The following is a 19,620-nucleotide window of genomic DNA, read 5'->3' on the forward strand; positions in this document are numbered from 1 at the left end:
CTCACGCGCCGCTGGGGCTGCGCAATAACCCCTCTGGCCTGAACACGACTACTACCAGGAGCACCGCGAAGACCAAAATCACGCCAAGATTCTGCGACAGGAAAAGGCCGCTGAAAACAAGTAGAAATCCCAATACGAAACCACCTAAAGCCGCGCCACGAATTGATCCGATGCCGCCAAGGAAAACGCCGATCACGCCGAACATGACAGGTTGCAATCCCATCGTTGGATAGGCCACGAAGCTGATCGTCTCAAAGAAGGCGGCAAGCCCCGCCATCGCGCTGCCAATGCCGAAGACGAGGACCGAGATGCGCTCGACCGGGATTCCAACAGCCATTGCCATCGTCGGATTGGTTCGCACCGCCGTTATGGCGTTGCCGGTCCGGGTTCTCGTGATGAACAGGAAAACGAGGAATATCGTCGCGGCCGCGCAGAAGGCCGTCAATACCTGCAGCCTCGTCACTGTCACGGAGCCGAGATAGAGCGTCGCGTTGGGAAATCCGGGGACTTGTTTGACGAGCGGACCGAAAATCAGTTGCAATGCCGCTGCCCCCGCGGCCGCGACGCCGAGTGAGGCCAGAAATATCGAGAGCACCGATGCACCGCGCGCGCGCATGGGCCGATACAGGATTGCGTCGATCGCGCAGCCGACCGCTGCGGCGCTTATCACGGACGCGAAGGCCCCGAGCCAAAGAGACAAGCCAAGCTGCACCGAGATGACGAAAGCCGCATAGCCGGCGACCGCGTAGGTTACGGAATGCGCCAGGTGAAACGTCCGGGTCGTTGCGTAGATGAGCCAGAAACTCGCAGCGAGCAGCGCATAGGTCGCCCCTTGCACAATCCCGAAGGCGATGAGCTGGAGAAGCTGGTTCATCTGCTATGACGGCTCGGCATCTGGCGCCCTTCGCGAGCGCAAAAGGGCGCCATGCTCCTTAGGCCGGACCGAGCGTTGTGGAATTCTTCTCGATCGTCGCGACCTTGGTCAGAACTCCGCCCAGGCCGATCTGAAACACGCCCAAAGGCTTTGTCACCGAGTGGTCCTTCAGATTGAAGGTCATGACGCCCGCTGCCGCTGCGGATCCGCCATAGACCGATGGGAAGCTGGGACCCGCTTGGAACGCGTCGCTCAAAACACTGCCCCTGCCCGGTGTCTTCCCGGCTTTGATAGTGCGACCGATGAGGGCGGCCAGGATATTCGTGGCTTCGAAGAAGTTGGCGGCGAAATAGTCCGGCGGAGTCTTGTATTTCGCCTTGAAGGTCTCGACGAACAAAGCGTTATAGGGATTCGGATTTTGCGGCTGATAGCCGTCTACGGCGAGAAAGCAATTATTGGCGATGGCGCTGCCGGCGATGTCCGGTACGGTTGGTGTTCCGAGGTCGATCGACATGATGGGAATGTCGACACCAGCCTCGCGCACCTGCTTGATGAAATAGCCCTGATCATTGCCATAGATGGTCGTGAAGATGGCATCCGCCTTGGCACTTTTCAGCCGAGCAATCAGCGAGCTGAAATCGGTCGTGCCGATATTGACGAATTCCGTGGAGGCGATTTGACCGCCACTGACCTGAGGCCAGACGCGCGGCGCGATCTCATTGATCGCGGCTGTCCCATTCTCTTGTTGGCCGATGAGTGCCAGTCGCTTGGCGGAGGGAAACCGCTTGGCCAGATAGGCGAGGCCGCCCGTTGCCGGATCGAGCGCGAAAAGCGCCATCGTAATCCAAACATCGGTCTTTCCAAGACCTGTTGGTCCCGCGCCGCCGCTCCAGAATGTGGTGAGGCCGACATTCGCGATCAGCGGAAACAGCGCTTCGGTCGCGGGTCCATAGGAGGAACCAAGCGACTGAATCCGCTCCTGAGAAATAAGGCGACGAACGCCCGTCACGGCAGGTGGAACGAGGCCGCCCTGATGGTCGTTCAGCTTCAGCACGATAGTCGGCCCACCCGACGCCCGAATGAGATCCGTGGCCGTCGTGGCGCCTCGAGTCATGGCTTGACCGAAGCTGGCGCCCGTTCCCGTCAAAGCAAGATTAAGACCATGATTCCACGTCAATCCCGCCCCGGCACTCTTGCCGCCCTTGCCAAACCAGGGCTCCAGAGGCCCCGAAACATCCTGCGCCCGCGCTACCCCCGAAACGCCCAGAGACGCGCTTATGGCCATCGCACCTGTCCCAAGCATTACTGCCCGACGTGACAGTCCGTCCTGCCACTTTCCTTTTGTCGTCACTCGATGTTCCTCCCTTTTTTGCTTTTTTATGCGCCGTCACCCTGCGCATCACGCCTGTCTGAGAATTTCCGCGATCTGGTCGTTCGTCGGCGGACCCATATTGGGATCGCCGCCGATAATTCCGCCGTCCACGGGCAGTATCTGCCCCGTCACGAAGCCCGCATCGTCCGAAAGCAGAAACGCTATCACAGAGGCAACATCGGCTGGCTTCCCGAACCGCGCCATTGGTGTTCGATCGAGCAGCGCTTTCCGGTATTTCGGCATACTTAGAATTCCTGTCGTGAGCGGGGTCTCGATATAGCCGGGGCTAACAGCATTGACGCGAATGTTGTCGCCGGCCCATTCGGTGGCGAGGCAGCGGGTGAGCATGGCAACACCGCCTTTGGACGCGGCATAGGAGATCAGATTCGTTGTTCCGAAATGGGCAAGCATGGACGCTACGTTGACAATCGCGCCGGGCAGCCCTCTTTCCACCAGAATCCGCGCGAATGCGCGCGCTGCCAGTAACGTCCCGAGGAGATTGACATCGAGGACGCGCCGCCAATCCTCCACTTTCACATCGAAGGCGGAGGCCCTCACATTGGTGCCGGCACAATTCACAAGCCACTGGGCGGGCTTCGACCGAAACGCGAGATCGGCAAAAAGCGCGTCACAGGCTGCCTCCTCGCTGACATCGACGCCCGCCGCCTCGACGCTCAGACCCTCGGCGGCAAGCACCGTCGCAAACGATCGCGCGGCTTCCTCTGAACGGTCCGCGACCACGACGACATGCCCGCGCCGCGCAAGCCACTCCGCGGTTGCCGCCCCGATTCCGGATGCGCCACCAATCACCACGACCACAGGCGGCGAATAAGCCGACTTTTGCATGAAGTCTCTGACGTCTCCCAGCGTTGAGGTTTAGTTGTCGCCAATTTCCGACAACGTATTCAGATCATTGTTCCCCGGTCAAGCGATCATAGGTTCTACCTTCCAAGACGAGCCGTGTTATATCCGTTGATGACAGATGAAAGGGAGAAACCATGCCGAACGCAATCTTCGGTGAGGGAATTGTCGAGGGCGAAGGCCCGGTCGCCATGCAGGATGGCACTGTCTGGGCCGTCGAGATGGCTGGATCACGCGCTTGCGTCACCAGTGTCGATTTGGATGGGAAGGTTGAGACGCGGATCAAAGTCGGCGGGCGGCCGAATGGCATGACCGTCGATGGCGATGGTCGGATCTGGGTGGCGGAGGCCAGGGAAGGTGTGGTGCTCTGCTTCGATCCGGACGGACGCCTGGCGAAGCGCATAACCCATCCGACAGACCGCTTCCTCTGGCCGAATGATCTGAGGTTTGGTCCCGACGGGCACTTGTATTTGACTGATTCAGGAATTCTCGACACTGTTTTCATCACAGGCCTGGATATCAACCCAGACTATGCAACGCTTCCTTATCGGGGCTGCTCCTACGAGATTGATCCAATAAAAGGTCAGGTCGTTCGCCAATTCGATGAAAACATTAAATTCACAAATGGCATCGCCTTTGGTCCAGACAATTTTCTCTACGTCAATGAGACCTTGGGGGGTTCTGTGTTCCGCTACGATATTTTCGGAAGCAAGACGCCACAGCGGGAAGTTTTCGGAAACGTCAACAAGCTGGGCGACTCTCCCGTTTGGAGAGGGCCGGATGGTATGGCATTCGGCACTGATGGCAACCTGTATTGCACGGTTTACGGCCAAGGCGATGTGACGATACTGAACCCCGCTGGCGAGGTCGTCGGCCGTCTTCCGACGAATGGTCCGAAGCCCACGAACATAGCTTTCGCGTCGGAGGGTCGACGAGCCTTTGTCACGGAGGTTTCGGCGTCGAGAATCGAAGTCCTAGAGACACCCTGTGAAGGTCTTCCTCTTTTCAAGCCGCGTCTGGCCATCTGAGGAGACGGCCGTCGGACTAGGCCTCTCCTGATATCCGGGCGGCGGGACTCGCCCGGATACGTCCCTGCACTCCCACAAAATGCCCCGGACATAACGACTCCAGCTCATACCGAAGGAAAATTTTCGAGCGGGTAGGCGTCGCTCGGCGCGCCCCAGGCGCAATAACCGCCATCGACAGGCAGCGTCACGCCCGTGATGAATTCGGCGCGGTCAGACGCCAGAAACAACATTGCCTCGGCGACATGTTCGGCTTTCCCTAGCTTCCCCATTGGGGTCCGGCGGCGAATGCGATCTCCATCGACTTTTCCATCCTCGATTAACTTGGCGAGCAACGGCGTCAACATATAGCCAGGCGCGACAGCATTGACTCGAATGCCGTGAGGTGCCCACTCGCAGGCGAGCACCTGTGTCAGCATGCCGATGCCGGCCTTGGCCGCGCTATAGGCCGTCCGCACCGGTAGGCCGAGAATACCCGCGATCGAGTTGAGATTGAGGATCACGCCCGACCTCTGCTCGATCATATGTGGCGCGACCGTTTTGGAGACGAGGTAGGTGCCTGTCAGGTGGATATCGATCAGCCGCTGCCAGTGTGCGAGGGTCTGATCCACCGTCGGCACGAAGCTATCCGGAATGCCCGCGTTGTTGACCAGGATGTCGATGCGGCCAAAGCGCGCCGCCACATCGGCGACCATGGCGGTGACCGAGGCCTCGTCGGCAACATCGCCGGCAATGGCATAATGTTTCGGTCCCAACAACCGGGCCGCCGTTTCAGCTGCTTCGGCACGCAGGTCATTGATGATGATCAGAGCGCCCGCACCTGCGAAAACGCGAGCAGTCGCAAGGCCCAGGCCACTACCCGCACCGGTGATCAGCGCGACCCTCCCCTCCAATTCGCCCATCATCGGTTCCCTATTTTCCTTGCTTGTAAGGGCGCTTCCCAGGCCACGGTCGCAAGCGCCCAATGCGGCATCTTCAGGCAGCGAACGAAGCCCCAACCAACCGGCTTTCAAATGCTTCGTCGTCGAGGTCTTTGGTCAAGAGCATATCCGTGACCCGGCCACCCAGCATGACGCAAACTCTCTGGCACCTTTTCAACTCGGCGGCTTCTGTCGAATACCAGAGAACGGCGGTGCCCTTTTTCGCCTGAGCACTGACGATTGCGTGGATCTCCAACTTGGTCTCCTCATCGACGCCGCGCGTGGGGTCGTCGAGCAGAAGGACATCAGGCGCATCGGCGAGCGCGCGGCCCACGAGAACTTTCTGCTGCGTGCCGCCGCTCAAGCTGGTGATTCCATCCGCGAGCTCCCCGCGCACCCGCAGAGCATCGCGCCATGTTTCTGCGAGTGATCGTTCGGCATCTCGAGCGATCCAACCGAAGCGAGACAGCACTCCGAGCGCGGAGACCGAGAGGTTGCGTTCGACGCTCCACTGCCGAAATACGCCCTCAGTTGCACGGTCACCGCTCACGAAGGTAAGGCGGCCCGAAACGCGGATGCCAGAATGATGGCGTGCCAATCGACTTGCGGCGAAAATCGCGCGAAGCACGGCCTTCTGCCCTTGACCCTCCAAGCCACCGAGACCGACGACCTCGCCATTCGCAACGCGCAGGTCATCGAGCTTGATAACGTCATTGGAATAGCTTGAGATCGAGATGCCTCCAGCGTGGCCGCGGTCTTCCGCTTGAGAGGCTGCGGCCTCCGCCTGAAGCTTCACCGGCGCTGGTTTCGAAAGCCCTCGGCTGTGCATGGCGGATACCAGATCGCCGCGCGTCGCGCCGGCCATGGAGCGCTCCGCGACCACGACCCCATCCGCCATGACGTAGGCGCGGTCGAGCTCGCGAATGACCTCATGCAGTTTGTGAGTCGAAACCAGCACAGCCAGGCCACGACTTTGTGCCTCCCGCCGCAGCCAGCGATACAGACTTTCCGCGCTGAACGCGTCAAGCGAACTGGTCGGCTCATCCAAAACCAGGCAGGTTGCAAGCTCGCCTTCCGCCCAGAGCCCGGAAAGTGCGACAGCGAGCATCTGCCGCTGAGAGATCGACAGATACTCGATCCTTTGTTCGGCGGACATGCCGTGGCCAGGAAAAATATCACCGAGAATCGCCATGATCATGCGATCCGCGCGGCGGCGCCAGCCGCGCCCGGCCCCTACCGCGCGCGCTCCCGCGAAGATTGCCGCCTCTCGAAGCTGCAGATTCCCAGGCAACTCAAGCTCCTGAGGCACGCTCCGGATACCGAGTTCGAGGGCTTGGCCCGGAGTAAGGCTGCTCGTCACCTCCTCGCCTCGAACAATCATGCGGCCGGCGTCGGGCTGATGTTCCCCGTTGATGACGCGCATGGTGGTGCTTTTTCCGGCACCGTTATGGCCGATGAGTCCCACCAGTTCGCCCGCATGCACTTCAATGGTGGCACTCTGAACAGCCCGGGTCGAACCGAAACTCTTTGAGATGCCGTCTAGCGCGACAAGGACGGGGCCACGATCGCTCATGGATATACCACGATCTTGAGCGCGGCAACGGCGCGGCTGTCGAGTTGCCGCATGATTTCAGCAATGTCGTCCAGCTCACGGATTTCGATGAGGCGCTGCAGGGAGGCCGCGTCATGTGGGACGACGCCGCGAGCGAGAAGACTGAACGCCGACTCGAATTCCTGTCTCCGATACATATGCGATCCGGTAATGGTGCGCTCCTGCCGTTGGAGTTGGACACCACTAAAATTCAGCGCGGGGGCGGCGACGCCAACCAGAACAACATGACCGTCGGCGCGGACCGCGGCGAGCGCGGTCTCCGCCGGCTTGGCGCCTCCCACACACTCAAAGGCGACATCGTACATGTCTGGCTGAACCGGAACCCCCTCGGCAACGTGGAAGCCGAAATACGCCATCGTCGCACGGCGCCCCTCGTCCGGATCGACCATCGTGATTTTCGCGACACCACGGGCTCGCAGGACGAAACCCACCAGGGCTCCGATTGGGCCGCAGCCCAGCACGACGCAATCATCCTCCGAAGTGAGAGCGACGCGGCCAGCTGCATGCACCGCGACGGCGAGCGGCTCGACTAGAACCTGAAGCAGGCGCGGCACTGAGTCTGGAACACCGATCAGGTTGCCGACCGGCACGACGACAGCTTCGGCAAGGCCGCCTGGGATCTGCCCGCCGATCAATTTCATTTGGGCGCACAGCCGTTCATCGCCGCGCCGGCAGGGTGCGCAATTGCCGCAACCGACCTGCGGCAGGAAGGCAACTCTCGCTCCGGGCACAAAACCTCCCGCCGCCGGTCCAGCAATCTCACTGATTGTGCCGATGACCTCATGGCCAAGCACGATGGGCGGCCTGATGACAGGATGGTTCCCGCGGTACATCGTGAGATCCGAGCCACATACTCCGCAGACCTCAACCGCGATCCGGGCGTAGCCTTCCGGCAGCGACGAAAGCTCGCCGCGAACTACTTCGACACGGCGCGGGTCCAGCACCGTCGCCTGGCGAACCGAGGCTGTCGCTTGGGACTGCATGATGAGCTCCTTCACCGCTTGGGCATGGCGGCAAGCACACCGACAATGACCGCACCCTCGGCGATATGCTGAACGCCCGGGCCAGCGGCGGTCAGGCTGACGAGCGTCGCGAGCAGGGTGAGCAGCAAAGCCGCCCACCAGCCGCCCGCGACATTCGAGCGGCCACCGGCGATCGCGGAGCCGCCGAGCACGACAACAGCGATGGCCCCGAGCTGATACTGCTCCGCCATGTCGAGCGAAGGACCATTGGAATAGGCACCCAACAGCAGTCCGCAAATCGCGGCGGTCCCACCACTCAGCATATAAGCGCGGAGAACAACCCGAGACGTTGCGATTCCCGCCAGCCGCGCCGCTTCCGGCGATTGGCCGGTCGCCAGGACCTCTCGCCCGTAGCGGGCTCGGGTGAGCAGGATGCTCGCGACGATGCCGACCCCGACGACCAGAAGCGACAGCGGTGACACGCCGATGAAGTGCCCCGCGGCGAAATGGATCAGCGCTGGGCTAGGTGCCTTCGCACCCGTCGCCGCCAGCAATTCGACGACCGTCCGCAAAACGAATCCAACGGCGAGCGTCGCGACAAGCGGCGGGATCGAGAGCAGACGAATGATACTGAAGTTCACGAGGCCGACAATGGGGCCGAGCACCAGAATGGCCGCCAAAGCTGGCAACAGCATGGCGTCTGAACCGCGCATGATGCTGGCACTGAGGTAGGCGGAAAGCGTCACGACATAGGGCACGGATAGATCGATATTGCCGCTGCCCGTGCTGATGACGAAGACCTCGCCGAACCCGACCAGCGCCAGGAAGGACGCGACGATGATCGACTGCTGCAGGGTGCCGAGAAAGCCCTGCCCCGCCACCGCCCCTGTCGCGACCCAGACGAGGAGGGCGCCCAGCGCCGCCGGCAGCCAGTCAGCATGCCAGCGCCGCGAGCGGCTAGCACGCGCGGAGCCGGATCCGGTGAGCGCCTTACTCGTCATGGGGCGGCAAGCGCTCTGGATGGCGGGCGGAGGCGCCTGAAGGCGACGACCCGCACACCCAACGCGACGACCAGGATCAACCCTTCGACCGCGCTCGTATAGGCGGCGGAGACGTTAAGGAAGGCCATGATGGAGGTGATGAGGCCGATCGCCACCGCCGCACAGACCGCGCCGACCGCATCGACCCGCCCGCCCCGAAACTCTCCGCCACCCACGATGACCGCCGCCACGGTCGAGAGAACGAGCGTGGCGGCGCCATTCGCGTCGCCTGAGCCCGTCGAGCCAGTGAGAACGAGGCCAGCGAGAAGACCCATGAGCGCGGCCAAACCATAGAGCGTCATCTTCAGTCGGATGACTGAAAGGCCGACGCGCGTGGCCGCCTCCGGGCTCGCACCCACGGCGCGCAAACGGATGCCAAGCCGCGTCCGGTTCAGCAGGAGATAGACGACGACGGTCAGAACGGCGAAGACGATGATCGGAAGGGGCACCAGCGGAGGCTCCGCATTCGCGGCCGCGCTGAGCCAGCCCGGCGCCTCACCGCCTGGCGTTGGCATGATGAGCAGCGAAACGCCGAGCCAGATCGACCCCATGCCAAAAGTCACGACGATCGAGGGAATCCCGCGATAGGTAATGAGCGCACCCATGAGAACATAGGCGACCGCGGCCAGAGCGAGACCGAGGATGGCAATGCCGGGTTGCGTCCCGAGGCTGGCCGCCGCGGTGACATTGACGAGGCCAACGAACTGGCCAATGCCGAGGTCGATATCGCCGGCCGCCATGATGAAGAGCTGCGCCATGGTGGCGAGTACGACTGGCATCGCACCCACCAGGATGAGCGAGAGCCCGTCATATGTCAGCGCGTCGGGCTGGATGATGCCGATGGCGACGAAGGTGCCGACCAGCAGCAACACGGAAATCGCACTCGGCGTCCTGGCCAGACTCATGCGCGTCACAGCGGACATGCCTCGTACCTCGTGGCCGATCGCCGCGCCCGGTGATGCACCGCTGCCGTCAGGAAGCGGCCCTGAGTTCGCTCTCATGCGCGCGCTGAAGCGCGCCGGAGGCGCCGCCCCAGTTGATCGCACTGATGAAACCGCCATCGACCACGATGTTCGTGCCGGTCACGAATTCACCAAGGTCGGAGGCCAGAAAAAGCACCGCCTTGGCAATATCCAGCGGCAGTCCGATCCGGCCGAGCGGCGTGTGGCCGATCGTCGCGGCGCGGATCGCCACCTGCCCCAGCGTGTCCTGATTGATGCCCGTCTCGATGACGCCCGGTGAGATCGAGTTGATCCTGATGCCCATCGGCGCCAGCTCGGAAGCGAGCTGCCGCGTCATGGAGAAAACACCGCCTTTCGCCGCCGTATAGGACGGGTAGCCGTAACCAACCTGCGCTGTGACCGAGGCGATCTGCACGATGCGGCCCGATCCCGTCCGCGCCCGCTTCAGGGCGGGTACCGCCGCCTTGAGCACGTTGAAATACCCGGTCAGGTTGACGTCGATAACCCGCTGCCACTCCTCATGTGTCGTTTCCATCAGCGTCTTGCGCACGATGATGCCCGCGGCGTTGACCAAAATCTCGAGCGGCTGATCACCCAGCCCGCTTTCGACCTGACCCGGCACCGTGACGTCGATCGCCAGCGGTTCGGCGCTGCCCCCCTCGCCCTTGATGCGATCGACGGTCCCCTGCGCCGCCGCCATGTCCCGGTCGAGCACCAGGACATGCGCTCCGGCGGCGCCCAGCAATTCCGCCGTGCCGCGGCCGATGCCCGAGCCTCCGCCGGTAACCAGGGCGCGGTTTCCGGAGAGATCGACAAGGTCACCGACGGTCTGTGCGGGCATGACTATTCCTCTCGCGACTTAGAGACGGCTCAGAATTTAAAGCCGCCGGGGGTGGCTTTGACGCTTTCCGGCACCGTTCCCGCCAGGTTGCTCTTCAACAACGCGTCGCCCTGCGCCTGCGTCAGATCGGTGCTTGCTACCCCGTCAGGCGGCGTGTGCTGAACCCAGACGTCAAGCGTGTCTTTCGTGACCGCAAGGAGCGGAAAGCGGATCTGCTTCGGAAGTTTCTGTCCCTGCAGAATGGCGATCGCCGTCCAGACGCCAGCCGAGCCGATACCGGGCATGGACATCGTGGACACCGCCACGTAGTTCGGATTCTTCTTCAGCTCGTCGGACCAAATCCGCAATTCATTGCCCCGGTTTCCGAAGCCGATCATCGGCATCGGCCGGCCGGCCGCCTGAAAGGCGCGAGCCGACCCAGCGCCATCGCCGCCCTGGCCCACGACCGCATCGACCTTCGGCAGGCTAGGCAACATCGCCGCCACCTTTTGCTGGGCGACGGTATCGGTCCAGTCCGCATAGGTGGTGCCGACGACCTTCATGTTCGGCGAGGACTGCAGGCCCTGCTCCATGCCATTATGCATCTGTTGATCCGGCAAGGTCCCTGCGGTGCCACGCACTTCCAACACGTTTCCTTTGCCGCCGAGCGCCTTGGCAAAAGTCTCCGCCTGTTCCTTGGTCGCGGCCTCGAAGGTCTCATAGACATTGTAGGCGCAGGGAGCCGTGACTGTCTGGTCCACACCGACGACGACGACACCATGCGCGCAGGCTTGCGCAATCGCGCCGTTCAAAGCGGAAGCCGATGTCGCATCGACGATGATCGCCTGATAGCCCTGCACGACGAAGGCGCGGATCTGGCTAGCCTGGACCGAGGAATCGCCATTGGCATTGGCCGATGCGTATTTCGCGATCAGCCCAGCTTTCTTGGCTTCATCCACCGCGGTTTCGATGCTGTGGATGTAGCCTTGGTGCCAACTATTGCCGATTGTCGCGTTGGAGAAGGCGATCTTGAACGGACCAGTTTTTCCCGCATCCGCCGCCCTGCCCGGTGATAAGGCTGAGCTTGCGAGGAGCAAGCCCAGGCTCGCCGTCAGACCGCCAAGTTTTTTATATGTCACGACCATTCTGCTTTCTCCCGTTCTTACGTCTTTTTGAAGCATTGTTTTGGCCTAGCGCACGGCGTCGGCGAAACGTCCCGATGACGAGGTCTGCCGCTCAAGATCGGCACGCCCCTGCTCCGCAAGGATCCTCGCCATATCAGCAGAGCCCCAGAGCGCCTCGCGATAACGCGTGGATGCGGGCTGCTCTAAACGCTCCGCCGCCCTGCGAACGACTATTGCCATGCCAAGCGCGTCGAGACCGTAGTAGCGATACATGTGAGACGGCGGCCCAACGATCGCGAAATCGCGCAAGCCATGCTTGAATACCGGCGTATCGACTCCGCATTCGAGAAGCGCCTGCTGCACCGATGTGCCGATGCCACCATCAATCACATGATCCTCCGCCACCACGACTGCGTGGTGCCGGGCGGCGAGCGCCGCGATGCGCTCGATCGGAAAGGGCCGGATTGTGTGAAGATCACCCACAGTGACCGACAACCCGCCCTCCTCTCCTAGCGCCCGAGCCGCATCCCGCGCCGCATGCACCCCGATGCCAGTCGTCAGCAGCAGAATATCGCGGCCTTCATGCACCTGGGTCACTTCACCGAAGCGCACCTCATTCGGAGTTTGATAGACGGGCGGCCCATCGGCGCCACGGCCGAAGCGGATGTAAACCGGCCCCGGGAGATCATGCACGTCGCGGAGCAGGCCCTCCATCGCATTTAAATCCGCCGCTGCGACAACTGTAAGATTGGGAATCGAGCGCAAGGCGCCGATATCCTCGATCGCGTGGTGCGACGACGCGAAATAGCCCATCGAGATGCCGCAATGAGTGCCGATCGTCCTGACCGGCAGGTTGGTATAGGCGTGGTCGTTGCGGATCACGTCGAGGCTTTGCAGGCTGGCAAACGCCGAGAAGGTCGTGACATAGGGGATGTAGCCGGAAGCCGCGAGACCGGCGGCGAACCCCAGCATATTGCGCTCTGAGATCCCGGCCTGAAAGAATCGCCGGGGATGACGCTCGAGAAATTCAGCCACGAAGGTCGACCAGGCAAGATCGGCCGTTGCCACAACAAGCCGCGAGTCAGTGTCCGCGCGGTTACTCAGGATCGTGCCGAGCGTGCGCGCAGGAACACCGGCACGGCCCTCGTGATCGAAAGATGCTTCATCCTGTAGAACGGTTGGTTGCCGCACGAGTTTCATGATCTGCCTCAATGCGCCGACTGGGTGCGTCGGATACTTTCGAGGGCACGCTCGACATCCACGCCGCCAAGGAAGCCGATGTGCCACTCGGCCTTGCCCTCGATGAAATCGACGCCTTTGCCGGAGATCGTGTCACCGATGAGGACCGTGGGTGGACCGCCTTCCGCCCGCCGCCGCTCAAACTCTGCGTAGTGGTCGAGCAATTGGCTCAGCGAATGACCATCGACGCGTTCCGCGTGCCAGCCGAAAGCGCGCCACTTTGCGTCGATGGGCTCCATATCGAGGACCGCCTCCGTCGCGCCATCGACACAAACTTTGTTCGCATCGACAATAGCGAGAAGATTGGAAATCTTATTGGCCCCCGCATAGGCGGCCGCTTCCCAGATTTGGCCCTCATTCAGCTCGCCGTCGCCCAGCAGCGCGACGCAGCGACGATTGCTTTCGTCCAATCGCGCCGCCAGCGCCATGCCGAGCGCGATCGAAAGACCGTGGCCCAACGCCCCCGCCGAGAAATCGACGCCCGGGACCTTGCGCATATCCGGATGATCCCCTAGCCGGCTGCCCAGGCGCGTGAAGGTACGCAACTCCTCCTTTGGGAAAAAGCCAAGATCCGCGAGGATCGGATAAAGCGTGGAGCAGGCGTGCCCTTTGCTCAGAATGAAGCGATCGCGGTCGGCCCAGGACGGCTCGTTGGGATTCAGCCGCATGAATTGATAGTAGAGGGAAACCAGGATCTCGACGCAGGAGAAACTCGGCCCATAATGGCCACTGCCACAGATCGCCGCCGACTGCATGATGGCTTCGCGCACGGCAACGCAATGTGCGGCCAGCTCAGCTGGGGTCTGATTGGACCGCTCGACGGCCATTTGCGTCACGCCCTCCCGCATCGTTCTTCTTGCCGGGATATGAATACGTAACCACCAAGGGTGTCAACACAGAAGACGAACAACTTTACGGATGGCGGCAAATCTCGTATCAATTGTGACTACGCATTGCCCTCCAGCCAAGATATCGGGAGCCAGTCCGATCGCCTCAGCTTCAGGTTCACGGGCCGCGAATGCTTCGCGGCTCCCGACCAGTATCGACGTCGCCAAAGCCGCCGGCGTGTCGCAATCCTCCGTCTCGCGATACTTGAACGGCAAGAACGTCTCGGAAGAAGCGTTCGAGGCCATCAGCCGCGCGATCAAACGGCTCGGCTATCGTCCGAATAACAGCGCACGCAGCCTCGTCACGAATCGCACCAACCTAATCGCCGTGGTGCTCGGCGACATGTTGAATGGCTATTACGGCGAGATTTTCACCACAATCCACAAGGCTCTCACGGAACGCGGCCAGCGACCGCTCATTATCGACGGCCGCGTGAGCGACAAAGAGAGTCCCGGACAGCTTCTTTCCGAGGTCCATGTCGATGGCGTCATTGTCGCCACCTCGCTCATTCCGCCCGATCAGGAGAAGCGCATCCTGGCACGTCATCTGCCGACAGTCGTCATCAACCGCACGGAAATGCGGGGCATCGACATGGTCGGCACGCAAAACCGGCACGGCGGAACCCTCGCCGCCGAGCATCTCATCGAACTAGGCCATCGCCACATCAGCATGATCACAGGCCCCGCGGGCGCCGAAGCGATCCGGGAGCGGAGCGCAGGGTTCGTCAGCGCGCTTTCCGCGTCTGGTCTCTCTCTCGCGGCGGAAGAGGTAGAGGTCGCCGGGTTTGACTATGATCGTGCGTATCAGGCTGCCAAACGCCTCATGCAACGGCGCTCACCGCCAACAGCCATCTTCTGTCACAACGACCAGATCGCCATAGCCGCGCTCAATGCCGCCATGGCGAACGGCATCCGCGTGCCCGAAGATCTCTCGATCATGGGCTTTGACGATGTCCGAATGGCCGGTTGGGACCGCATCGCCCTGACCACAATCCGGCAGCCTCTGCGCGAGATCGCCATCACGGCTGTCGAGTTGCTTCTCGCGCGGTTGGAGGACGCCGGGCGCCCCCCGCGCACCGTCATTCTGCCGTGTGAGCTTATTCGCCGCGCCTCGACCTCGCTTCGCCAAAGCGCTGTCCCGCCCGTTCCTTCCGGAAAAAAGAGAATCCCATGAAAGATCCTCCTCGCTATCGCGATTTGCCACTAGATCAGTCGATGCCGCCACGTTCCGCCTGGGGACTTTGGGGCAAGGATGATGAACTCGGAACCCTGAACCTCCTGGGGACAGAGCAGGTACAGCGCGGAATGCAATCGGTGCGTTCCCACAAAGTGTTTTCGCTCAACTGGAAGCTCGAAGAACCTAATCCCCCCTTCTATGGGCGAGGCGCCATCCAGCATCACCCGTTTCCAAATGAAGTCGGTTTTGACGACAGCTACGACAGCTTCTATCCGCAAAGCTCGACCCAATGGGATGCTTTGGGCCATGTCGAACATCCGGAATACGGCTTCTACAATGGCCGCAAGCGCGAAGACATGGCCGCCGCCAATGGGGCGCGAAACGGCATGCACAACTACGCGCGCAAAGGCATCGTCGGCCGCGGCGTTCTGCTCGATGTCGCCCGCTACCTCGCCTCTCAGGGACAGCCCATTGACGGCAGCCAACGCCGCGATTTCACCGTCGCCGATCTCGAAGCGACACGGCAGGCGGCCGGCATCACCTACGAGACGGGCGACATCCTGGTGATTCGCAGCGGCTGGATGAACTGGTACGAGAGCGCCGATGCCCAAACGCGCGCGACGCTCGCCGATGACTCAATCAACCTGCTTAAGACCCCAGGCATCTCGGGTGGTGAGGACATGGCCGAATACCTGTGGGACAGCCACGTGGCCGCTGTCGCTTCGGATTGCCCGGCCGTGGAGGCTTGGCCGCACGAGCTGAAGGTCGATAGTTATTTGCATTTCCGTCTCATCCCCCTGCTCGGAATGGCTCTGGGCGAAATGTGGTATCTGGAGCAGCTCGCTGACGAATGCGCGAAGGACCGTTGCTATTCGTTTATGCTTGTGTCCGCGCCGCTCAACAAATTCGGCGGCGTCGGCTCGCCGGCGAATGTGCTCGCGATCAAGTAGCGCGAGAGTTGTCGCGGATCACGGACTCGTTACCGCGTGATTGCGGCGTTGAGTTTGGCCGCCATCAGGGTTCGCTCGTTGCGACCTCGAACTCCACGGCAGAGATAATTCGTTACAAATTATGGACGGTGCTGGGTCTCCCAGCCCGCATGGGGCGGAATAACTCTCATACGGCGCTGCACAGCGCGCGAAGCCCAGCGAGTTGATCAGGAGGCGCGTCATGCGGGTCGTTCGTCTTGCATTAACGGCATTGCTTTTCGCTTTGCCATCGGCGGCAGCCCTTGCTCAGGCGAACCCGCCTGACCCAGGGAAGACGGCCCCGAATGGCCTCACGCAACAGCAAGCCCTCTATGATGCCGGCGTCGCAGGATACAGTATGATGTCAGGCCTCACGAAGGAGAAGGACGGGAGCTGGATGGGCGAAGGCAACAAGGGCGGAGGCGAGAGCCGGTTCAAGGTTGATCCTTCGGGCAATGTCACGCCGTTGCCGTAACGTTTCGGCGCCGGCGGGACTGATCGCTAACCCTCAGCACGGTGAGCTTGCAAAAATTTGCGGGCTTACTACTTCCGCGACACCAACTTGCATTCTCCACGGGTGCAATACGTCGAAAATTCTTCACGGAGGAAACCATGGCCTACCGATGGACAGTCCTACCGCTGGGTCTTCTCTGCGCACTGGGCGCGGGTTCCCTTGCAATGGCGCAGTCACCCTCCGCGCAAAGCGCGTCGGCGGGAGCGACAAACGGCCTCGGGAAGTCGCATAGGTTCGCGACGCCTGATGCGGCGGCCGCGGATTGCCCAGGAGACACGGTTGTATGGTCGAATGGGAGAAGCCTCACCTATCATCTCTCCCCGATATCAGCCGGCTACGGCCACGGGTTCTATACGTGCAAGATGGAAGCTGATTCCGCCGGGTTCACTGCCGCGCCGTGAACAGCGAACCCGGCTGATATCCGCTGCGCGACGGAGCCGTCGTGAGCCCGCGAGCGGCGACGACACCACGCCCATGACCAACCCACGCTCGCCTCGGCCTCTCTCAGAACGGCCGGCGTAGCGTTGCGCCGCCCTCCGGTGTACTTGTTCGCTGTTGGGCGTGATCGGCCCATGTAACGGGTGACACACTCAAGCTGAGCGACAGGGAGACCACGATGAGCCCGAAACCGGTACCGTTCCATTTGGAGGTCGACCAAGGCGCCATCGAGGACCTCCAGCAGCGCCTGGCGCGCACAAGATTTCCCGAGCAACCGCCGGGGGAGCCTTGGGTCACGGGCACTGACACCGCCTATATGCGGGAACTCGTTACCTACTGGCGCGAGACATTTTCCTGGCCCGACCAGGTCGCTCGGCTCAATGAATTTCCGCAATTCACCGTCGAGCTATCGGGGATCGATCTGCATTATCTGCATGTGCCGGGGAAGGGTCCTAACCCGTGTCCCCTGCTGCTATCGCACGGCTGGCCTGGCTCGGTGTTCGAGTTCCTGGACATTATCCCACGGCTGACCGATCCGGCACGCTTCGGCGGTGATCCCGCGGATGCGTTTACCGTCATAGCCCCGTCGCTACCGGGCTATGGTCTGTCGTTCAGCCCTGGGCAACCCCGCTTCAGTGTCGAGGCGATGGCAGATTGCTTCGCGTCTCTGATGTCGGACGTATTGGGCTACAAGCGTTTCGCCGCGCAGGGCGGTGATTGGGGTGCCTCGATCACCTCCCGGCTCGGCGTCGCCTATCCCGAGCGGCTGATCGGGATGCACCTGAACATGATGCCGCTGCCACGCGACCCTGAGAAAGCCGATACTTCCACCGCAGAGGGTCGTGTCTATTTCGACAACCTGGCCGACTGGTTGAAGGAAGGAACTGGCTATTCGGCGATCCAGGGGACCAAGCCGCAGACCCTGGCTTTCGGCCTGTCGGACTCGCCGGTAGGGCTCGCCGCCTGGATCATCGAGAAATTCCGCTCCTGGTCCGATTGCCATGGCGACGTCGAAGCCGTGTTCTCCAAGGACCACATGCTGGCGAATATCAGCCTCTACTGGTTCACAGGCGCCATTGGTTCGTCGTTCTGGCCGTATTACGCCCGCATGCACGGCGGATGGCAGATCACGGACGGCACGATCATAACCGTCCCAGCCGCCTTCGCCGCTTTCCCAGCCGAAATGGTGCGGCCGCCGCGATCCCTGGCCGAGCAGACCTTCACCAACCTGCAGCGCTGGACGGTGATGCCAAAAGGCGGCCACTTCGCCGCTATGGAACAACCGGAAGCCCTGGCAGAGGACGTCCGGTCCTTCTTCCGTCCCTTGCGGGCCATCGCCTAAGTCGCCGTAAGCAAAAATCGTTCCTTAAAGCTGCCGCGAAGGTCGGGCGCAAGAAGAAATCACCCTCGGTGAGACTGATTTCCGGATGGGGAGCATGTAGTGGCGGTTGCAGACCTTATCTTGCCCGTTTTTGCCGTGATTCTCACCGGCTGGATGGCCGGGTATTTCGGGTATGTATCGCGCAACCTGGCTCACACCATGTGCGTTATTCGCGATAGGGCTTGGGCTGTCGCTCGACGGAATGCGAACCGATCTAGGGTCATCCCTGGTGCTGGCAGCGGTTAAGCTGCTCATCATGCCAATTGTCGTTTATGGCCTCGCCTTGGCCTGTGGACTCGACCCGCTCTATACGATCGCAGCAGTCGTCTGCGCAGCGGTGCCAACGGCGAAAACCGTCTTCATCCTCGCGGGCGAATACAAATGTGAGGAGCCGATGGTTGCCACGACAATAGCTTTGACGACGCTGCTGTCCGTCGCGTCGTTGATGCTGTGGCTCTATGCGTTGTCGGGGCTCAACAGCAGCGCAGCCATCGGCAACTAGACACAGCGCTGAATCCAGTCCCGCCCGCCGTCAGGCACCCAGCCGGGCGAGTCCGGAAGAATCTGCCGTTGCCTACTTCTCGAGATGGCCGATCACCTCGCCCACGATGGCTTTAGGTGGGTGGGGCATCAGGTGATTGAGTTCTCCCCGGACCAACTCGCGGATAGCCTGGTTCGCCTCAGCGGCCTGGTCGTAGGTTTCAAAGAAGCTGATTGACACCACCGAGTCATGCCCGGCTTTGACGAGAGTATATGAGATAAAACCGTCACTCTTCTCAAGTATCGAGGAAATATTCGTTTTCGCTCCGTCGGCAACCGCCGCAACATCGGTCACCCCCTCGTAGGTCCGGATTGATGCAAACATTATAACCCCCCTTCTGGCGTGGCTTGCACGGCGAAGCATGCTCCTTGTCCCGGCGGAAGGCGAGCACCCGACGGGGCTTGTCGGCCGCTCTCTGCATCTCCGGTTTGACCCGCCGCCCGCCAGTCGATCGTACGGAGGCGCATCTGGCTCACAGCCCTGCGAACCGAATATCGTTTGACATTGAGGGCCTGCGACTTCTACCCCTTGCGCGCCATGAGTGCGGAAGCCGGTGCAACTCCGGCGCGGTCGCGCCACTGTAACCGTCGGCTCGCTCATCGAGCCTCCGGAAGTCAGACCCGGCCATGGCGTTTTGCAATCCAAGGGGACGCTTGATCCCGGGGAGTATTTGGATGTCTAACACGACCATTGGTTCCGATATCGGAACCGATATTGCCTCCGCACCCATTCCTGTGCGTGAGGTTCTTCCCTGGCTCATTTTTGGGCTGGTGATGTTGCTGGCAATCTACTTCGTCGGCGCCGAGGAAGGTGCCACCTCGATCATCAAGGGCATGTATGTGCATGAATTCGTGCATGACGGCCGCCACCTGCTCGGCTTCCCCTGCCACTAGGGGCCAGACT

Annotated in this window: 20 protein-coding genes and 1 riboswitch; of the genes, 7 read left to right on the forward strand and 13 right to left on the reverse strand. The window is 61.6% G+C overall.

The window, feature by feature from the left end:
- Position 1: 1 nt before the first annotated feature.
- The 3 genes from GSQ92_RS02275 to GSQ92_RS02285 form a co-directional block, all read right to left on the reverse strand.
- Positions 2 to 874 (reverse strand): branched-chain amino acid ABC transporter permease, encoded by an 873-nt coding sequence (locus tag GSQ92_RS02275; RefSeq protein ID WP_158804115.1) that lies wholly within the window; start codon positions 872 to 874, stop codon positions 2 to 4.
- 58 nt (positions 875 to 932) lie between these two features.
- Entirely contained in the window at positions 933 to 2,159 is a 1,227-nt protein-coding gene (locus GSQ92_RS02280; protein ID WP_159012935.1) for an ABC transporter substrate-binding protein, read from the reverse strand.
- Between the two features lie 114 nt (positions 2,160 to 2,273).
- A complete protein-coding gene (locus GSQ92_RS02285) occupies positions 2,274 to 3,092 on the reverse strand; it encodes an SDR family NAD(P)-dependent oxidoreductase (protein ID WP_158804113.1) in 819 nt (272 codons plus the stop codon).
- A 206-nt stretch (positions 3,093 to 3,298) separates the two neighbouring features.
- Here GSQ92_RS02285 and GSQ92_RS02290 point away from each other — a divergent pair, with 206 nt between their 5' ends.
- Complete coding sequence (locus tag GSQ92_RS02290) at positions 3,299 to 4,135, forward strand: SMP-30/gluconolactonase/LRE family protein (RefSeq protein WP_216856723.1); 837 nt, start codon at positions 3,299 to 3,301, stop codon at positions 4,133 to 4,135.
- 104 nt (positions 4,136 to 4,239) lie between these two features.
- Here GSQ92_RS02290 and GSQ92_RS02295 read toward each other — a convergent pair whose 3' ends face one another.
- The 9 genes from GSQ92_RS02295 to GSQ92_RS02335 form a co-directional block, all read right to left on the reverse strand.
- Positions 4,240 to 5,037, reverse strand: a complete 798-nt coding sequence (locus GSQ92_RS02295) for an SDR family NAD(P)-dependent oxidoreductase (protein ID WP_254065740.1) — start codon at positions 5,035 to 5,037, stop codon at positions 4,240 to 4,242.
- Positions 5,038 to 5,107: 70 nt separating this feature from the next.
- Complete coding sequence (locus GSQ92_RS02300; protein WP_159012936.1) at positions 5,108 to 6,625, reverse strand: ATP-binding cassette domain-containing protein; 1,518 nt, start codon at positions 6,623 to 6,625, stop codon at positions 5,108 to 5,110.
- Entirely contained in the window at positions 6,622 to 7,647 is a 1,026-nt protein-coding gene (locus tag GSQ92_RS02305; protein WP_158804110.1) for a zinc-binding dehydrogenase, read from the reverse strand. The genes GSQ92_RS02300 and GSQ92_RS02305 overlap by 4 nt, the downstream gene beginning before the upstream one ends.
- A gap of 11 nt (positions 7,648 to 7,658) precedes the next feature.
- Positions 7,659 to 8,627, reverse strand: coding sequence for an ABC transporter permease (locus GSQ92_RS02310; protein WP_159012937.1), 969 nt, complete (start codon positions 8,625 to 8,627; stop codon positions 7,659 to 7,661).
- Positions 8,624 to 9,589, reverse strand: coding sequence for an ABC transporter permease (locus tag GSQ92_RS02315; protein ID WP_158804108.1), 966 nt, complete (start codon positions 9,587 to 9,589; stop codon positions 8,624 to 8,626). Before GSQ92_RS02315 ends, GSQ92_RS02310 begins: the two co-directional genes overlap by 4 nt.
- A gap of 49 nt (positions 9,590 to 9,638) precedes the next feature.
- The gene (locus GSQ92_RS02320; RefSeq protein WP_158804107.1) at positions 9,639 to 10,469 is read right to left on the reverse strand and encodes an SDR family NAD(P)-dependent oxidoreductase; all 831 of its coding nucleotides are present in this window, start codon (positions 10,467 to 10,469) and stop codon (positions 9,639 to 9,641) included.
- A gap of 29 nt (positions 10,470 to 10,498) precedes the next feature.
- Positions 10,499 to 11,593, reverse strand: a complete 1,095-nt coding sequence (locus GSQ92_RS02325; protein WP_158804106.1) for a substrate-binding domain-containing protein — start codon at positions 11,591 to 11,593, stop codon at positions 10,499 to 10,501.
- 45 nt (positions 11,594 to 11,638) lie between these two features.
- Entirely contained in the window at positions 11,639 to 12,772 is a 1,134-nt protein-coding gene (locus GSQ92_RS02330) for a transketolase family protein (protein WP_159012938.1), read from the reverse strand.
- Positions 12,773 to 12,780: 8 nt separating this feature from the next.
- On the reverse strand, positions 12,781 to 13,638 hold the full coding sequence (locus tag GSQ92_RS02335) for a transketolase (RefSeq protein WP_158804220.1): 858 nt from the start codon (positions 13,636 to 13,638) through the stop codon (positions 12,781 to 12,783).
- A gap of 91 nt (positions 13,639 to 13,729) precedes the next feature.
- Here GSQ92_RS02335 and GSQ92_RS02340 point away from each other — a divergent pair, with 91 nt between their 5' ends.
- From GSQ92_RS02340 to GSQ92_RS02360, 5 genes are all read left to right on the forward strand, one after another.
- Complete coding sequence (locus tag GSQ92_RS02340; protein ID WP_256367068.1) at positions 13,730 to 14,872, forward strand: LacI family DNA-binding transcriptional regulator; 1,143 nt, start codon at positions 13,730 to 13,732, stop codon at positions 14,870 to 14,872.
- A complete protein-coding gene (locus GSQ92_RS02345; protein WP_159012939.1) occupies positions 14,869 to 15,825 on the forward strand; it encodes a cyclase family protein in 957 nt (318 codons plus the stop codon). Before GSQ92_RS02340 ends, GSQ92_RS02345 begins: the two co-directional genes overlap by 4 nt.
- A 220-nt stretch (positions 15,826 to 16,045) precedes the next feature.
- On the forward strand, positions 16,046 to 16,318 hold the full coding sequence (locus tag GSQ92_RS02350) for a hypothetical protein (protein WP_158804102.1): 273 nt from the start codon (positions 16,046 to 16,048) through the stop codon (positions 16,316 to 16,318).
- A gap of 655 nt (positions 16,319 to 16,973) precedes the next feature.
- A complete protein-coding gene (locus tag GSQ92_RS02355; protein ID WP_159012940.1) occupies positions 16,974 to 18,137 on the forward strand; it encodes an epoxide hydrolase family protein in 1,164 nt (387 codons plus the stop codon).
- Between the two features lie 172 nt (positions 18,138 to 18,309).
- Positions 18,310 to 18,678: an AEC family transporter gene (locus GSQ92_RS02360; protein WP_159012941.1), complete on the forward strand. Its 369-nt coding sequence runs from the start codon at positions 18,310 to 18,312 to the stop codon at positions 18,676 to 18,678.
- A gap of 72 nt (positions 18,679 to 18,750) precedes the next feature.
- On the opposite strand, the gene GSQ92_RS02365 is transcribed toward GSQ92_RS02360, so the two are convergent.
- Positions 18,751 to 19,041: a hypothetical protein gene (locus GSQ92_RS02365; protein ID WP_159012942.1), complete on the reverse strand. Its 291-nt coding sequence runs from the start codon at positions 19,039 to 19,041 to the stop codon at positions 18,751 to 18,753.
- A 168-nt stretch (positions 19,042 to 19,209) separates the two neighbouring features.
- Positions 19,210 to 19,360, forward strand: a riboswitch (cobalamin riboswitch).
- A gap of 31 nt (positions 19,361 to 19,391) precedes the next feature.
- Here GSQ92_RS02365 and GSQ92_RS02370 point away from each other — a divergent pair.
- Positions 19,392 to 19,610: a CbtB domain-containing protein gene (locus GSQ92_RS02370; protein ID WP_158804098.1), complete on the forward strand. Its 219-nt coding sequence runs from the start codon at positions 19,392 to 19,394 to the stop codon at positions 19,608 to 19,610.
- Positions 19,611 to 19,620 lie beyond the last annotated feature (10 nt).

It is taken from the genome of Acidisoma sp. S159 (assembly GCF_009766125.1).
Classification (GTDB): Bacteria; Pseudomonadota; Alphaproteobacteria; order Acetobacterales; family Acetobacteraceae; genus Acidisoma.

What these genes read in the sequence shown, in the direction of transcription:
- GSQ92_RS02275 (WP_158804115.1), bottom strand. Translation starts at nt 874, where the DNA reads ATGAACCAGCTTCTCCAGCTCATCGCCTTCGGGATTGTGCAAGGGGCG.
- GSQ92_RS02280 (WP_159012935.1), bottom strand. Translation starts at nt 2,159, where the DNA reads ATGGCCATAAGCGCGTCTCTGGGCGTTTCGGGGGTAGCGCGGGCGCAG.
- GSQ92_RS02285 (WP_158804113.1), bottom strand. Translation starts at nt 3,092, where the DNA reads ATGCAAAAGTCGGCTTATTCGCCGCCTGTGGTCGTGGTGATTGGTGGC.
- GSQ92_RS02290 (WP_216856723.1), top strand. Translation starts at nt 3,299, where the DNA reads ATGCAGGATGGCACTGTCTGGGCCGTCGAGATGGCTGGATCACGCGCT.
- GSQ92_RS02295 (WP_254065740.1), bottom strand. Translation starts at nt 5,037, where the DNA reads ATGATGGGCGAATTGGAGGGGAGGGTCGCGCTGATCACCGGTGCGGGT.
- GSQ92_RS02300 (WP_159012936.1), bottom strand. Translation starts at nt 6,625, where the DNA reads ATGAGCGATCGTGGCCCCGTCCTTGTCGCGCTAGACGGCATCTCAAAG.
- GSQ92_RS02305 (WP_158804110.1), bottom strand. Translation starts at nt 7,647, where the DNA reads ATGCAGTCCCAAGCGACAGCCTCGGTTCGCCAGGCGACGGTGCTGGAC.
- GSQ92_RS02310 (WP_159012937.1), bottom strand. Translation starts at nt 8,627, where the DNA reads ATGACGAGTAAGGCGCTCACCGGATCCGGCTCCGCGCGTGCTAGCCGC.
- GSQ92_RS02315 (WP_158804108.1), bottom strand. Translation starts at nt 9,589, where the DNA reads ATGTCCGCTGTGACGCGCATGAGTCTGGCCAGGACGCCGAGTGCGATT.
- GSQ92_RS02320 (WP_158804107.1), bottom strand. Translation starts at nt 10,469, where the DNA reads ATGCCCGCACAGACCGTCGGTGACCTTGTCGATCTCTCCGGAAACCGC.
- GSQ92_RS02325 (WP_158804106.1), bottom strand. Translation starts at nt 11,593, where the DNA reads ATGGTCGTGACATATAAAAAACTTGGCGGTCTGACGGCGAGCCTGGGC.
- GSQ92_RS02330 (WP_159012938.1), bottom strand. Translation starts at nt 12,772, where the DNA reads ATGAAACTCGTGCGGCAACCAACCGTTCTACAGGATGAAGCATCTTTC.
- GSQ92_RS02335 (WP_158804220.1), bottom strand. Translation starts at nt 13,638, where the DNA reads ATGGCCGTCGAGCGGTCCAATCAGACCCCAGCTGAGCTGGCCGCACAT.
- GSQ92_RS02340 (WP_256367068.1), top strand. Translation starts at nt 13,730, where the DNA reads ATGGCGGCAAATCTCGTATCAATTGTGACTACGCATTGCCCTCCAGCC.
- GSQ92_RS02345 (WP_159012939.1), top strand. Translation starts at nt 14,869, where the DNA reads ATGAAAGATCCTCCTCGCTATCGCGATTTGCCACTAGATCAGTCGATG.
- GSQ92_RS02350 (WP_158804102.1), top strand. Translation starts at nt 16,046, where the DNA reads ATGCGGGTCGTTCGTCTTGCATTAACGGCATTGCTTTTCGCTTTGCCA.
- GSQ92_RS02355 (WP_159012940.1), top strand. Translation starts at nt 16,974, where the DNA reads ATGAGCCCGAAACCGGTACCGTTCCATTTGGAGGTCGACCAAGGCGCC.
- GSQ92_RS02360 (WP_159012941.1), top strand. Translation starts at nt 18,310, where the DNA reads ATGTATCGCGCAACCTGGCTCACACCATGTGCGTTATTCGCGATAGGG.
- GSQ92_RS02365 (WP_159012942.1), bottom strand. Translation starts at nt 19,041, where the DNA reads ATGTTTGCATCAATCCGGACCTACGAGGGGGTGACCGATGTTGCGGCG.
- GSQ92_RS02370 (WP_158804098.1), top strand. Translation starts at nt 19,392, where the DNA reads ATGTCTAACACGACCATTGGTTCCGATATCGGAACCGATATTGCCTCC.